Below are 13928 nucleotides of genomic sequence, written 5' to 3' on the forward strand. Positions count from 1 at the left end.
CATGGTCGTTGCTCGGGAGACATCACGTATCCTCCCTTTCCAGCCTCACCAACTGAACCCCTGGTCCTCCCGGGCCGACTTGATCTGCTCCTGGAACTCCATGCCGAACGACCAGGCGAACTCGGCCGGGAAATTGGCCCGGCGCCGGGCGCGGCCGTACTGCGGATATTCGGCGGCCATCGAGGCGGCGTAGGTGTCGCTGAAATAGGCCGGGCGCTCCTTCAGTTCGTTCCAGGTCAGCGAATACTGGTGGCAGCCGATGCAGTTGGTGCGGCCGTTGCCGGTATGGTGCTCGAGGTTGGGATTGCTGCACCAGCTGGTGACCTTGTCGTAGGGCGCGGGGTTCCGCTGCTCGACGGCGCCGTCGTACGAGGCCTTGATCGCGGCGGCCAGGGCCGGCTGGGCCGTCTCGTAGGCCCCCCAGGGCTTGGGATCGGTCTCGTTGAAGGCGGTGGTGACGCACATCTTGTAGTGCGACCAGACCCCGCCGTTGAACCTGGCCAGCGAGGCCGGGCGGTCCTGGCCGAAGTCCTCGTCGGGCTTGGAGCTCCACCACAGCGTGATCCAGATCCATTCGCGGGTGTCCTTGGTCGAGATGTGGATCGACTTCAGGCCGAACAGTTTCCCGTCGGTGGTCTGCACCGTGTAGATGCCGCTGGGATCGACCGGCTCCAGGGTCGGCTTGGGCCAGGTCCCGCCCTTCAGCACGGCGGTGACCGCGGCGGCGTCGGTGGCGTGGGCGCTGACCTTGGGACTGGCCCCGTCGATCTGGTCCCAGCTGGTCTTGACCATCACCGCGCTGCGCGGGAACTCCTCGACGCAGGGCGAGAACTGGCCGGCGCTGGGCGGGGCCTGGTTCCACGGGATCTTGTTGGAGCAGGTCTCGATGCCCTGGGCCTGGGCCAGGACGTGCTCGACGAACGACGGGCTGAACAGGGTGAAGCCCTGGCCCAGCTCGTCCTCGGGATTGCCGCGGTCGAAGCCTTCGGACTGCTTGAGCACCTGGGTCAGGTTGGCCGAGACCAGGCTGCGGACCAGGTTCTTGTCGGCGCCGCTCTGGGCCATCACCTCGTGGGCGATCTCGGCGCGGGACTTGTGGCAGTCGGCGTCGGCCTTGCAGGCCGCCAGCTGGGCGATGAACAGCTTGATCTTCTGGTCGACCTCGGGATTGGCGCTCATGCCTTCGTACCAGGTATGCCAGAGGGGCACGTCGTAGGTCTTGCCCTCCAGGGTCAGCTTCTGGGGCTCCAGCAGGGCCTCGACGATGGCCCAGCCGGTCTTGCGGCGCTCGGCCATCGAGCCTTCCAGCTTGTCGAACAGGGCCTTCGGATCCTCGTTGAGGGGCGTGTAGTCCTTGCCGCGCCCGATCAGCAGCCGCCCTTGCGGCGAGGCCTCGCCGGCCTGCGGGTTCAGGCCCTTGGCCGACAGGATCCGCACGGGGCCGCCGGCCGTCGCGGCGGGCGGGCTCTCGGCCCCCTGCGGCTGGCAGGCCCCCAGCAGGACGCCGGTCAGGGCCGCGGCGGCCAGCAGGGGAACGAAGCCTCTCGACGCTGAAAACATGGGGCGTCTCCTCGAATGGGGCGGGTCAGCCGCCTTGCCAGGTTTGGATCAGTCGCAGGTGGTCGGGGGTCAGCAGGGCGCCCGAATTGACGCCCGGACCGACGCCGGCCGGCGTGGCGTCGGCCTCGTAGCCGTGGACGGCGACCACGGTCGGGGCGGCGACGTCGCCGATCCAGACCGGACCGCCGCTCTGACCGTCGGTGGTGTCGATCTCGTAGTAGAGCCGGCCGTCCAGGCTGGCGCGCACCGGCCCCTTGGCCACCAGCAGGTGCTCGTAGCTGCCGGCGTATTCCGGATAGCCCGAGACCACGGCGGCGGCCCGGGTCAGGGCGGAGGGATCGAGGGCGTCGTACTTCATCCAGCCCACCCGCTCGCCGACCGGATCGTCCAGGTGGACGGCGCCGATGTCGTGGGCCCGGTCGCGGGTCTGGAGCCAGGGATCTGCGCAGGAGAAGGTCGTCGAGACGACCGCCCCGAACGGCTGCTTGTTCCAGGATTGGCCCGGGATCACCGTGACCCGGCGGGCCCAGCCGCCGCCCCCACCCGACGCGAACGCGCTGTTGTGCAGGCAATGACCGGCGGTGATCACCGTCCGAGGTCCCGCCAGCCAGCCGGTGCCGTTGAACGGGCCGTTGGCGGTGTCGATCCGCAGGGCGCAGACCATCCGCCAGGGCGCGGCGGTGTTGCGCAGCTCGATCCGGCGGTGGTCGACCGGCCCCAGGATGCTGAACAGCCGCGCCGGGCCGCCCGTGGCCGGCCGCGACGGCGGTCCGGGGACCAGCAGGGGCGCCAGCAGCCCTTCCGAGCCCGAGGTCAGCGGGGTTTCCGGCTCGGACGAAGAGCGGTCGGCCGGCGTGAAGTTGGAACGCGAACCGTTCATGGCGCCCCCGCCTGCTGCGTGCGTCGAAGCTCAGTCAAAACAGGTATCGCGGCGCAATTCAACTTCCAAGAGCGGCGGATTTCCGCTCCGGCCCTGGGTTGAGCGAGGCGCGGCTACGGGCTTCCCCCGACCGGATCGAGGGAACGCCCTGAGTGTGTTGCCCGGCCGGACGGCGCACCTTGGCGGCAACTTAACCTGGTCGAGGTCCTTCCGATGAAGTCCACCGTTCGCGCCTTCGCGGCGCCTCTCCTGGCGACCCTGCTCCTGGCCGCCTCGGCGCCCGCCCTGGCCGGCGGCGGGCCGGCCGATCCCCACGCCAAGAACGCGGCCACCGGCACCATCGAGCTGTCCGGCGGCGGCGTGGCGTTCGGCGTCGGCGTCAGCTGGGGCAAGGGCACGCTGACCTATCGCGGCCAGACCTATAAGCTGAAGACCAACGGCCTGTCGGCGGTCGACATCGGGGCCAGCGGCTACACCGCCACCGGCACCGTGGAGAACCTCAAGCAGCTCTCCGACATCGAGGGCAACTACACCGCCGGCCAACTGGGCGCGACGGTGGCGGGCGGCGGCGGCGTCACGACGATGAAGAACGACAAGGGCGTGGTCATCAAGATGCACGCCACCAGCCGAGGCCTGCAGTTCACGGCGGCGCCGAAGGGCGTGAAGGTCGAGCTGGCGAAGTAGGGACACGGCGGACGCCCCCTCCGTCCGCTTCGCGGCCACCTCCCCCGTTGCACGGGGGAGGAGAGGTCGCTTTTCTCCTCACCCGCAAAGCGGGGGAGGTGGCGCGATGCGAATACGCATCGTGACGGAGGGGGCTCCGCCGCGACTCACGTCGCGTCGTGGAAGATCACCCCCAGCACCCGCCGTCGCCCCGAGCGCACGGTGCTGACCCCGTGGCGCAGCACGCGGCGGTGGACGCCGCGGGTCCCGGTCGCCGGGCGTTCGCGGACGGCGAAGATCACGCCCTCGCCCTGCTTCAGCGGCACGACCTGGGGCCGCGACTGCTGGCGGGGCCGCTGCTCGACCAGCACGAACTCGCCGCCCTCGAAGTCGCGGCCGGGCTCGTCCAGCAGGAAGGCGGCCTGCAGCGGGAAGACGTGCTCGCCGTACAGGTCCTGGTGCAGGCAGTTGTAGTCGCCCGGGCCGTAGGTCAGCAGCAGGGGCGTGGGCCGGACCTGGCCCGCCGCGTGGCAGCGGGCCAGCATGTCGTCCAGGTCGTCGGGAAAACGCCGGTCCTCGCTGAACGTTTCGGCCCAGCGGTTGGCGACGGCGGCCAGGGGACCGTACAGCCCCTGGCGCAGCCGCTGCACCGGCTCGGGCAGGGGATAGCTGAAGTACCTGTATTCGCCCTGGCCGTAGCCGTGGCGGGCCATCACCACCCGGCTGCGAAAGCCGGCCTCCTGGTCGTAGAGGCCGGCGATCCGCTGGCAGGTCTCGGGCTTGAGCAGCGGGCCGGTCAGGGCCCAGCCCTGGGCGTCGAGGTCGGCGGCGATGCGGGACCAGTCCAGGCTCATGCGGCCTCGCGCGCCAGCAGCGCGCGCTTGCGCTCGACGCCCCAGCGATAGCCCGACAGCCCGCCGTCGGCCCGCACCACGCGGTGGCAGGGGGTGATCACCGCCAGCGGATTGGCCCCGCAGGCCTGGGCCACGGCCCGGGCGGCGGTCGGCCGGCCGATGCGGCGCGCCACCTCGGCGTAGGACGCGGTGGTCCCGGCCGGTATGGCCCGCAGCGCCGCCCAGACGGCCTTCTGCAGGTCGGTGCCCTGGGCGTCGAGCGGCAGGTCCAGCTTGGCGTCGGGGTGATCGACCTGGGCGGCCACGGCCTTGAGGTCGGCGGCCAGGCCGTCCGGATCGGGCGTCAGCCGGGCCGAGCGGAAGCGGCGCTCCAGGTCGCGGACCAGGGCGTCCTGGTCGTCGCCCAGGGTCACCAGCCGCAGGCCGGCGTGCGAGCGGGCGACCAGGGCCAGGCCCAGGCCGGTGGGGACCGTCGCGTAGCGCAGGGTCTCGCGCGGCTGGTCGGGCTTGCAGCGCAGGCAGGCCCGGAAGCCGGCGGCGCGGGCGCTTTCCCGGGTGTCGTGGAATTCGACGTTCTTGCGCAGCGGCCGCCCGGCGCAACTGGCCAGGCAGTAGACGCCGGTGGTGCGCACGGCGATGAAGAAGTCGCCGTCGAGGTCGCGGTCGCGGCGGCGCATGGCCTCCCAGCGCGCGTCGTCGGTGAGATATTGAGAAGCGGTCATGGGTCGGTCTCCTTTCGTGGGAAGGAGCATGCGCGCCGCTCGGGCCTACGTCATTCCGATGCTTGCTATGGACGCTCGGCGCCACGGCGCGAGTTCCCCGTCCATCGACAAGCTCAGGATGAGGAATTCGAAGGCCAGGGCGGCAAAAGCAGCCCTCGTCCCGAGGGCAAAAGTCGTCCTCATCCTGAGCTTGTCGAAGGACGAGGGCGGCTCATGGGCGCTCGCCCCTTGACCGTCAGCGGTCCCTAAGCCGGTCCGCAGATCAGGTCGACCATGATCGGGATGGTGGCCTCCAGCTGTTCGCGCGTCTCGCCGGCCCGGGCGCGCACCGACAGGGCGTTCATCATCATGCAGGCCACACGGCCCAGGGCGATGGGGTCGGCGGCGGCGGGCAGCTCGCCTCTGGCCTGGCGGCGTTGCAGCAGCCCCTGGACCGCCCGGTCCAGTTCGTGCAGGCCGTCGGCCACGGTCCGGCGCACGTCGGAATCGACGACGGCCTGGCCCAGGCCGGCGCTGACCAGGAAGCAGCCTCGGCCGCCCATGTCGTCCGACAGGTAGAAGCCCAGGGCCGTGCGGTAGATCCGGGTCAGGACCTCGCGCAGCGAGCCGCCGCCCCGGAACGCCTCGGTCATCGCGGCGCGCGACCGCTCCATGTAGGCGTCCAGCGCCGTCTTGAAGAGCGCCTGCTTGTCGCCGAACGCCCCGTACAGGCTGGGCCGGTTCATGCCGGTGGCGGCGCTCAGGTCGTCCAGCGACGAGCCGGCGAAGCCCTGGGCCCAGAAGGTCTCGATGGCCTTGGCCAGGGCGACGTCGGGATCATAGGCGCGGGGGCGTCCCCGGCGCTTTACGGGGGTTTCGGACATCTGACTCTCCTGGCCAGGCTCTGCGCGCCCTTCCGGGCTTTTTGTACCGTTTCGCATTTTATTCCTTGACCGACGTTATTTTTATGCGAAACAGTACGGAAATGCAATGGAGGGTTCGATGGATCTCTACTTCTTCCCGATGGCCTGCTCGCTGGCGACGCGGATCGCGGCCTGCGAGGCGGGCGCGGACCTCAACTTCCTGCGGGTCGACCCCCTGTCCCGGCCCAAGCGGGTGGAGGACGGGACCGCGTTCCTGGCCATCAACCCCATGGGCCAGGTGCCGGTGCTGCGCACCGACGACGGCGAGCTGATCGTCGAGAACGCGGTGGTCCTGCAGTATCTCGCCGACCGCTTCCCGGCCGCCGGCCTGATTCCCGCCGACGGGCCCGAACGCCGCAAGGTGCAGAGCTGGCTCGGCTTCATCGGCTCGGAGCTGCACGTCGGGGTGTTCGTCACCCTGCTGAGCAAGACCGCCCCGGACGGCGCCAAGGCCTTCGCCCGCGAGCGGCTGACCGAGCGCCTGGCGTTTCTCGACGCCCACCTGAAGGGCCGCGAGTTCCTGCAAGGCCGGTTCAGCGTCGCCGACGCCTATCTGTTCGTGATGCTGGTCTGGGCCCGCTACCTGGCGCTGGATTTCGGACCCTATCCGGCCTTGGCCGCCTATCGCGACCGCCTGCAGACCCGGCCCTCGGTGGCGCGGGCTTTCGACGAGGAATTCACCCTGTTCAAGGCCGCGGCCTAGAGCCGTGACCTGAATAGGGGACGCACACTCACGGCGCGGCCGTGATCCAGACGGCCCTATCCCCGCCGTGAGTGTGTGTCCCCTCCTTCAACCGCTCCACCTCCCCAGGAGATAGACCCATGCGTAGCTTCATCATCGCCGTCGCGGCCCTGGCCGCGACGGGCGGCCCCGCCATGGCCGAAACCAAACCTCACGCCCTTAAGCAAGAGGGGGGCTGGCTGACCCTCAGCGCCCCCACCACCCAGGACCACATCGTGTTCGACGGGGCGGTCTGGCGCTGCAAGGCCGACGTCTGCCGCTCGACCAAGGTCAAGTCGCTGCCGCCCCTGCGCAGCTGCAAGCGCCTGGCCCACGAGCTGGGGACGATCACCGGCTTCGGCTATCGCGGCGTGAGCCTGTCGGACGCCGAACTGGCCCAGTGCAACCCGGCGCGGATCGCCAAGACCCCGGCGTCCGAAATGGCGGCGGCGCGCTGAACCCAACCTCGGAGGAGGAACTTGGGGACGGGCGCCCGGGCCCGTCCCCAGCTTTTTCTCAAACCCCCGCCCGCCAGCAGAACAGCGCGCCGTCCTCCTCGTCGGTCCGCTCGCCGGAGCGCTCGAAGCCGTTGGCTTCCAGCACCCGCTGGGAGGCGGCGTTGTCGACCGCGGTCTCGGCGGTGACGGTCGACACCCGGAAATCGGCCCGCGCCCAGGCCAGCACCTCGGCCACGGCCCGCGTCGCGATCCCGCGCCGGCGGCGCGAGGCGGCCACGCCGTAGCCGATCATCACCGTGTCGCCGACATAGGGCGTGCGCACCAGCGAGGTCAGGCCCACCACCTCGCCGCCCTCGACGATCAGCCAGGCGTTGGGCTCGAAGCTTTCGCCGACCTCGGCCGACAGGCCGCGCAGCATGGCCAGCACCTCCGGCGTCTCGATCCCGCCCTCGGCGACGGTCAGGCCTTCTGGAGACTGCCCGGCGATCAGGGCGGCGAAATGGGCGTCGGTGGCTTCGATCAGCATGGGGATTTGGTAGGGGCAACGCCGTTGGAGGGCAATGCCGGTTATAGGCAGGCGCCGATCCCGTAGCGGGCGTCGAGCCAAGTGATCGTCCCGTCGGCGGCGGTGCGCCATTTCACCATCGCCTGCCTGCGGCAGACGAGGGACCCCATGGTCTTGAAAGCTTCGCTGTATTTGACCGCGTCCTTTACGGGCACGGACAGGGTTGTGACCTTGAAGCCTTCCGAGATCAGCCAATCGGCCAGGCCCGCCTCGGCGCCGCCCACCGGCGCGCGCGCCTCCACCCGTTCGCGCAGGACGCGGCCGGCGTCGGCCTCGGCCATGCGGTCGAGCCCCGACAGCAACCGGTCGTCCGCCGCCCACGCGCCGGTCGCCAGCGCCGCGGCGCCCAGGATCACCACCAAGCCTCGTCTCAAGTCGCGCATCGCCGTCGCCGTCGTTCAGACAGCCAAGGGTTGCGCGCGTCTTCCCCGCGCATCAAGCTCCGCGTCAAATCCGCGAGGGCCGATCATGACATTCGACGCCAACCGCGCGACGCGCCGAGGCCTGACGGGGCTGGCCGTCGCCGCCGCGACCCTGCTGGCCGCGTGCGGTCAGGGCTCCAGTTCGACCAGCGTCGTGCTGACCGGTCCGCCTGACAAGGTCGAGGCCCTGATCGCCCAGCACAAGCTGCTGGCGGCGCCGGTCCAGAGCCACGTCGAGACGCTTCCCGACGGCCGCGAGCGCGCCACCTTCAACAAGGCCAAGGGCATGCCGGCCGGCGAGCTGCTCGATCTGGGCAAGGCGGCCGCCAAGGCCGGGGTCAGCTTCGAGTTCTCCACGACGCGACAGAGCGGCGTGTCGATCGGCTCCGCCGGCGACCCACAAAAAAGCCCTCCGGCGCGAACCGGAGGGCCTGTCGTCTAGACGGGCTCGAGCCTACCGCCCCGCCCGCCGGCGCAGGGCGCCGCGCATGAAGTCCTGGGGGGGATCGGCCTCGGCGATGATCGAGTCGCGGATGGCGCGGGGCTCGCCGAACAGGTGGCCCTGGCCGTAGCCGATGTCGAGCTCCAGCACCTCGGCGACCTGGCGCTCGTGCTCGACCTTCTCGGCGATCACCTCGATGCCGTAGCGGCGGGTCAGGCCCGCGAAGTCCTCGGCGTTCAGGTCGGGCAGCGAGGCGATGACCAGCTTGCCGTCCTGCTCTTCCAGCTGGTCCAGCATCATCTGGGCGCCGATCTTCAGGAACTTGACGTCGGCGCGGGCCAGGTCCTGGAAGTCCAGGTCCAGGTCGGTAATCTTGTCGAGGCTGAAGCGGAAGCCCAGGCTGGCCAGACGGGCCATGTGGCGGGCCTCGACCGGGCCGCGGTCGTTGAAGGCGGCCTGGCCCAGTTCGAAGATCAGGGCGCCGTGCAGGTCCTTGTTGACCTGCAGGAACTCCAGGAACTGGGCGAAGAACGCCTCGTCGGCCAGGCTGGCCAGCGAGATGTTGCAGAAGATCCCGACCTTGCGGTCCTGCTTGGCCAGGCGGCGGACGATCTGCACGCAGCGGAACAGCAGCAGGTTGTCGATCGCGGCGGTCAGGCCCTCGGGCTCGGCCACGGCCAAGTACTCGGCCGGCATCATGATGCGGCCGGTGTCGTCGCGCAGGCGCGAGAAGCTTTCGTAGAAGACGGTCCGGCGCTGGGGCAAGCTGACGACCGGCTGCAGGTAGAGGTCGACGCGGTTGTCGGCCAGGGCGTCCTGCACCACGTCGATCAGGGCGCTGGACTGGGGCGAGCGGCCGCGCGGCTCGGCGCGGGCGACCTCGACCTGATAGTGCAGCTGGTGCTCGAGGCGGTCGCTCATCCGCACGACCAGGTCCTCCAGCTGGTGGACCTCGCTGGTCAGTTCGGCGGAACGGCGCTGGGCGTCGTCGGCGACGGTCTCCAGCAGGCCGGTGATGCGGGCGTCGACCTTCTCGACCTGCTCCAGCAGGATGCCGTGGGCCTCGCGGATGGTCTCGATGTCGACGCGCAGGGCCGCGCCCTGCAGAACATTGGCGATCACGCCGTGCACGGCGAAGCACAGGCCCATGGCGCCGATGAAGGCGGCCAGGCCGACAGCCGGCGCCGCTCCCATCCGCCACAGGGCGAGGGAGACAACCAAGGCCAGACAGAGATAGGCGCCGGTCAGCAGCGCCAGCATCAGCCTTCGCATTCGAGGTCCCTACGAATCGTCAAGCTCAGTATGCGAGTCGCGCTGGCCGTGAGTCGAACAGATTAACGCCCGTGAGCCATTACGCCGCGCCTTAACCACAAATCAGGTTCTCGTGAACGGGGGCGCCTCACGCTTTCATCTCACCCCCCCACGCCCGTCATCCTCGGACTCGTTCCGAGGACCCCTGCTTCAACCGCGAAGAAGGCCGATCCGTGGAGCGCCGAGATCGCGGCCCGCCGTCCGCTGACATCGCGGCGGACCTAGGGGTCCTCGGAACAAGTCCGAGGATGACGAAATGAGGGGCGGGTAATGGACGGCGCCGACCCGTAAGGGTCCGCGGCCGCCGACCGCGCCATTCGTCGCATCGACAGCGCGGCCTTAGACTGATAATCGTTCGCAAGTTTTTCCGGTGCGACCATGTCCGACGCTCTCAGCCTTGCTCCCGAATTCACCGACCTCCTCGCCGACCCCCAAGCCGATCGGGGCGCCGAAAGCTTGCTGAGCAAGGCCCGCAAGGGCCAGCGCGGAGTGATCGTGCGGGTCGGAGGCCAGACCGGGCGCTCGGAGTCGATCGATCCCGAGGAGCTGGAGCGCCGCCTGCTGGAGATGGGCTTCGTCGAGGGCGCCCTGTTCGAGGTGCTGCACGAGGGCCTGTTCGGCCGCGATCCGATCGCCTTGCGCATCGACGACATGCGCGTGGCCCTGCGCCGCCGCGAGGCCGCCGCCGTCACCGTTCAGTACGAAGAGATCTAAGGCCTTGACCGACGCCGCCCTGAGTAAAACGCAATTGGGGCCCGCGCGCCTGGCGCTGGTCGGCAATCCCAATTCCGGCAAGACCGCCCTGTTCAACGCCCTGACCGGCAGCCGCCAGAAGGTCGCCAACTACGCCGGCGTCACCGTCGAGCGGAAGGAGGGCGTGCTGACCCTGCCCGGCGGCCGCGGCGCCCATGTGCTGGACCTGCCCGGCACCTATTCCCTGCGGGCCCGCAGCCCGGACGAGGTGGTGACCCGCGACGCGGTGCTGGGCCGCTTGTCGGGCGAACAGCCGCCCGACGTGGTGATCTGCGTGGCCGACGCCACCAACCTGCGGCTGGTGCTGCGGCTGGTGCTGGAGCTCAAGCAGGTCGGCCGGCCGTTCGTGCTGGCGCTGAACATGTTCGACATCGCCCAGCGCCAGGGCCTGCGCATCGACCTGGAGCGGCTGTCGGCCGAGATCGGCGCGCCGATCGTCACCACCGTGGCCACCCGCAAGCGCGGCCTGGAGGAGCTGGTCGCCAAGGCCGACGCCCTGGCGGTTTCCCATGCCAAATTACTTGAAGAAGGGGGCGCGCACGAGAACGTCTGGCGCGAGCCGAACGCCGCCGAGATCCGCGCCGCCCATCGCGAGGCCCAGCGGATCGTCAAGGAATGCGTCCGCCCGCCCGAGCGTCCCGACACCGTGACCGGCAAGGTCGACGCGGTGCTGCTGAACCCGGTCGGCGGCCTGCTGATCCTGGCCCTGCTGCTGTTCGTGATGTTCCAGGCGGTGTTCACCTGGGCCGAGCCGTTGATGGGCCTGATCGAGGCGGGCTTCGCGGGCCTGAGCACCGGCGTGGCCGCCGTGCTGCCCGACGGCCTGCTCCAGAGCCTGATCACCGACGGCCTGATCGCCGGGGTGGGCAGCGTGCTGGTCTTCCTGCCGCAGATCGTGATCCTGTTCTTCTTCATCCTGGTGCTGGAAGACAGCGGCTACATGACCCGCGCGGCCTTCCTGATGGACAAGATCATGGGCGGGGCGGGCCTGCACGGCCGGGCGTTCATCCCGCTGCTCTCCAGCTTCGCCTGCGCCATCCCCGGGATCATGTCCACGCGGGTGATCGACAACAAGCATGACCGGCTGACCACCATCCTGGTCGCGCCGCTGATGACCTGCTCGGCCCGGATCCCGGTCTACACCCTGATCATCGCCGCCTTCATTCCCCACACCAAGGTCTGGGGCGTGTTCAGCCTGCCGGGCCTGGTGATGTTCGGCCTCTACGCCTCGGGCATCGTCAGCGCCCTGGTGGTGTCGTTCGTGATCCGCAAGATCTTTTGGCGCGGCACGGTCGAGCCGTTCATGATGGAGCTGCCGACCTATCGCTGGCCCGAGCCGCGCAACGTGGCGATGAACCTGTGGACCCGGGCCCGGATCTTCATCGAGCGGGCCGGCCGCATCATCCTGCCGCTGATGGTGCTGGTCTGGGTGCTGTCGACCTTCCCCTATCCGCCCGAGGGCGCGACGGGGCCGGCCATCGACTACAGCTTCGCCGGGCGGATCGGGCATCTGATCGCGCCGGTCATGCAACCCATCGGCTTCAACTGGCAGATGACCGTGGCCCTGGTCCCCGGCTTCGCGGCGCGCGAGGTGGCGGTGGCCGCCCTGGGCACCGTCTACGCGGTCGGCGGCGACGACGAGGCCGGCACCAATCTGGGCGCCCTGCTGTCGCACCAGTGGTCGCTGGCCACCGCCCTGTCGTTCCTGGCCTGGTACGTTTTCGCCCCGCAGTGCGCGGCGACCCTGGGCGTGGTCAAGCGCGAGACCAACGGCTGGACCTGGCCGACGGTGATGTTCCTGTACATGGCCGGCCTGGCCTATCTGGCCTCGTTCGTCACCTACCACGTCGCCGTGGCGATGGGGGCGGGGTAGGGATTGTTCTGGTTGTGTTCCGTGTTAAGCTCGCGGAATGACGATCCAGGTCGACATAACTGCTGAGGACGCGCTTGCGGAGCTCATGGCTCATCTCAAGGCCGGCGAGGATATCGTGTTTCTGACGCGCGGCGGTGAGACGGTCGCCGTCGTCAATAAGGTTGAGCCGCCCGTCAAGTTGGGTGATCGCGTCCCCGGCGTATGGGCTCATCTCGGGCCAATGGACGATCCCTACATCTTCTCTCGGCCCGATCCGGAATTGGAAGAGCTCGCCGAGTCACGCGACGAAGACGATTTCTATCGGCCGTTGCCGCCAGGGAAATGAGCTTCCTGCTTGATACCCACGCCTTGATTTGGTGGATGATCGATCCGAGGCGCTTGTCCAGCAAGGCGCGCGCTTGCGTCGAGGGGCGCGATCATCCTCTCTTCGTAAGCGCCGCCAGCGCCTACGAGATTGAGTACAAACGCGATCGAGATCTGTCGCTCTACCGGCTCCCTCCGGCGCTGCCGCGTGTCGTCCCGCGCCTGGGGGTGGAATGGTTGCCCATAGACGTCGATGACGGGTTTCAGGCGGCCCGCCTCGAAAAGTCTCACAAGGATCCGTGGGATCGGATTATCGCGGCGCAGGCGGCCCGCCGGAATCTAAGCCTGATCACGTCCGACGGCCCTCTGACCGAAGCCTGTCTGAACTGGCGGGTCCAGACGGTATGGTGACTTGGCCTACCGCGTCGGGACCGGGTGCTCGCCGCGATAGTCGTAGAAGCCGCGGCCGGCCTTCTTGCCCAGCCAGCCGGCCTCGACATATTTCACCAGCAGCGGGCAGGGGCGGTACTTGCTGTCGGCCAGGCCTTCGTGCAGCACGTTCATGATGCTCAGCACGGTGTCCAGGCCGATGAAGTCGCCCAGCTCCAGCGGGCCCATCGGATGGTTGGCGCCCAGCTTCATGGCGGTGTCGATGGCGTCGACCGTGCCCACGCCTTCGTACAGCGTGTAGATCGCCTCGTTGATCATCGGCACCAGCACGCGGTTGACGATGAAGGCGGGGAAGTCCTCGGCGTTGCTGGTGATCTTGCCCAGCGACTTGGCGAAGGCCACGGCCCGCTCGTAGGTCGGCACGTCGGTGGCGATGCCGCGAATGATCTCGACCAGCTTCATCGCTGGGACGGGGTTCATGAAGTGCAGGCCGATGAACCGCTCGGGACGGTCGGTCGACGAGGCCAGGCGGGTGATCGAGATCGACGAGGTGTTGGAGGCCAGCAGGGTGTCGGCGCCCAGGTGGGGCTGGAGGTTCTTGAAGATCGACTTCTTGAGCTCCTCGTTCTCGGTCGCCGCTTCGATCGCCAGGTCGGTGGCGCCGACCAGGGCCAGGTCCTCGGCGGCGGTGATCCGCGCCAGGGCCGCGCTCATGGCCGCCTCGTCGATGATCCCGCGATGCACCTGGCGGGCCATGTTCTTTTCGATCAGGGCCAGGCCGGCGTCGATGCGCTCGCGCGAGACGTCGTGCAGGCGCACGTCATAGCCGCCAAGGGCGACGACATGGGCGATCCCCGACCCCATCTGGCCCGCGCCGATCACGCCGACCGTCTTTATATCCGTCATTCAGACTAGCCTTGTTCGAGGCGGCGCAAGGCGTCGCGCGCCCGGCCCGAGTTCATGCGCGCTTTTCTAGCACGAGCAACCCCGTGGTCGCCAAGGCTTTGCTGCGACGCAGCGGAAACGTCGCAGCGGCGAGGCGCCGAAGATCCAAAAGTGCCGTCATCCCGGACAAGCCCGGCGAAAGCCGGGCGGATCCGGGACCGCCG

17 protein-coding genes are annotated in these 13928 nt (G+C 69.2%); 8 read left to right on the forward strand and 9 right to left on the reverse strand.

Annotated features, from left to right (window positions below; genetic code table 11):
- Positions 1-45: 45 nt before the first annotated feature.
- Both ASD38_RS19090 and ASD38_RS19095 read right to left on the reverse strand, forming a co-directional pair.
- The gene (locus ASD38_RS19090) at positions 46-1560 is read right to left on the reverse strand and encodes a hypothetical protein (protein WP_056462562.1); all 1515 of its coding nucleotides are present in this window, start codon (positions 1558-1560) and stop codon (positions 46-48) included.
- 25 nt (positions 1561-1585) lie between these two features.
- Positions 1586-2440 (reverse strand): trypsin-like serine peptidase, encoded by an 855-nt coding sequence (locus ASD38_RS19095; protein WP_056462565.1) that lies wholly within the window; start codon positions 2438-2440, stop codon positions 1586-1588.
- A 213-nt stretch (positions 2441-2653) separates the two neighbouring features.
- Between ASD38_RS19095 and ASD38_RS19100 the strand changes: the two genes are divergently transcribed.
- Positions 2654-3124 carry a hypothetical protein gene (locus ASD38_RS19100; RefSeq protein ID WP_056443114.1) on the forward strand — a complete coding sequence of 157 codons (471 nt, stop codon included), beginning with the start codon at positions 2654-2656 and terminating at the stop codon, positions 3122-3124.
- A 146-nt stretch (positions 3125-3270) separates the two neighbouring features.
- Here ASD38_RS19100 and ASD38_RS19105 read toward each other — a convergent pair whose 3' ends face one another.
- The 3 genes from ASD38_RS19105 to ASD38_RS19115 all read right to left on the reverse strand — a co-directional run bounded on the left by ASD38_RS19105 (position 3271) and on the right by ASD38_RS19115 (position 5542).
- Positions 3271-3957 carry a 2OG-Fe(II) oxygenase gene (locus ASD38_RS19105; RefSeq protein ID WP_056462568.1) on the reverse strand — a complete coding sequence of 229 codons (687 nt, stop codon included), beginning with the start codon at positions 3955-3957 and terminating at the stop codon, positions 3271-3273.
- Entirely contained in the window at positions 3954-4679 is a 726-nt protein-coding gene (locus tag ASD38_RS19110; RefSeq protein ID WP_056462571.1) for a methylated-DNA--[protein]-cysteine S-methyltransferase, read from the reverse strand. The genes ASD38_RS19105 and ASD38_RS19110 overlap by 4 nt, the downstream gene beginning before the upstream one ends.
- Before the next feature lie 245 nt (positions 4680-4924).
- Positions 4925-5542: a TetR/AcrR family transcriptional regulator gene (locus ASD38_RS19115; protein WP_056443102.1), complete on the reverse strand. Its 618-nt coding sequence runs from the start codon at positions 5540-5542 to the stop codon at positions 4925-4927.
- A 118-nt stretch (positions 5543-5660) separates the two neighbouring features.
- Here ASD38_RS19115 and ASD38_RS19120 point away from each other — a divergent pair, with 118 nt between their 5' ends.
- A complete protein-coding gene (locus tag ASD38_RS19120) occupies positions 5661-6284 on the forward strand; it encodes a glutathione S-transferase C-terminal domain-containing protein (RefSeq protein ID WP_056443216.1) in 624 nt (207 codons plus the stop codon).
- A gap of 119 nt (positions 6285-6403) precedes the next feature.
- The gene (locus ASD38_RS19125) at positions 6404-6760 is read left to right on the forward strand and encodes a CC_3452 family protein (RefSeq protein WP_056462574.1); all 357 of its coding nucleotides are present in this window, start codon (positions 6404-6406) and stop codon (positions 6758-6760) included.
- A gap of 58 nt (positions 6761-6818) precedes the next feature.
- On the opposite strand, the gene ASD38_RS19130 is transcribed toward ASD38_RS19125, so the two are convergent.
- Complete coding sequence (locus ASD38_RS19130; RefSeq protein ID WP_056462575.1) at positions 6819-7286, reverse strand: GNAT family N-acetyltransferase; 468 nt, start codon at positions 7284-7286, stop codon at positions 6819-6821.
- Between the two features lie 41 nt (positions 7287-7327).
- Positions 7328-7687, reverse strand: a complete 360-nt coding sequence (locus ASD38_RS19135; protein WP_056462577.1) for a hypothetical protein — start codon at positions 7685-7687, stop codon at positions 7328-7330.
- Between the two features lie 106 nt (positions 7688-7793).
- Between ASD38_RS19135 and ASD38_RS19140 the strand changes: the two genes are divergently transcribed.
- Positions 7794-8189 carry a hypothetical protein gene (locus ASD38_RS19140; RefSeq protein WP_056462580.1) on the forward strand — a complete coding sequence of 132 codons (396 nt, stop codon included), beginning with the start codon at positions 7794-7796 and terminating at the stop codon, positions 8187-8189.
- A 12-nt stretch (positions 8190-8201) separates the two neighbouring features.
- Here the strand turns inward: ASD38_RS19140 and tipF are convergent, their stop codons facing one another.
- Complete coding sequence (gene tipF / locus ASD38_RS19145; protein ID WP_056443086.1) at positions 8202-9461, reverse strand: flagella assembly cyclic-di-GMP phosphodiesterase TipF; 1260 nt, start codon at positions 9459-9461, stop codon at positions 8202-8204.
- Between the two features lie 417 nt (positions 9462-9878).
- On the opposite strand from tipF, the gene ASD38_RS19150 reads away from it, so the two are divergent.
- From ASD38_RS19150 to ASD38_RS19165, 4 genes are read left to right on the forward strand one after another with little or no spacing between them, the layout of a single operon-like run.
- A complete protein-coding gene (locus tag ASD38_RS19150) occupies positions 9879-10214 on the forward strand; it encodes a FeoA family protein (protein WP_200946024.1) in 336 nt (111 codons plus the stop codon).
- A gap of 4 nt (positions 10215-10218) precedes the next feature.
- Positions 10219-12126 carry a ferrous iron transport protein B gene (gene feoB / locus ASD38_RS19155; RefSeq protein WP_056443083.1) on the forward strand — a complete coding sequence of 636 codons (1908 nt, stop codon included), beginning with the start codon at positions 10219-10221 and terminating at the stop codon, positions 12124-12126.
- Between the two features lie 37 nt (positions 12127-12163).
- Positions 12164-12451, forward strand: a complete 288-nt coding sequence (locus ASD38_RS19160) for a hypothetical protein (protein ID WP_056462583.1) — start codon at positions 12164-12166, stop codon at positions 12449-12451.
- Positions 12448-12840, forward strand: a complete 393-nt coding sequence (locus ASD38_RS19165) for a type II toxin-antitoxin system VapC family toxin (RefSeq protein ID WP_056443078.1) — start codon at positions 12448-12450, stop codon at positions 12838-12840. The genes ASD38_RS19160 and ASD38_RS19165 overlap by 4 nt, the downstream gene beginning before the upstream one ends.
- 6 nt (positions 12841-12846) lie before the next feature.
- Here ASD38_RS19165 and ASD38_RS19170 read toward each other — a convergent pair whose 3' ends face one another.
- Positions 12847-13725 carry a 3-hydroxybutyryl-CoA dehydrogenase gene (locus tag ASD38_RS19170; RefSeq protein ID WP_056443075.1) on the reverse strand — a complete coding sequence of 293 codons (879 nt, stop codon included), beginning with the start codon at positions 13723-13725 and terminating at the stop codon, positions 12847-12849.
- Positions 13726-13928 lie beyond the last annotated feature (203 nt).

Source organism: Caulobacter sp. Root487D2Y, assembly GCF_001427165.1.
GTDB lineage: Bacteria > Pseudomonadota > Alphaproteobacteria > Caulobacterales > Caulobacteraceae > Caulobacter.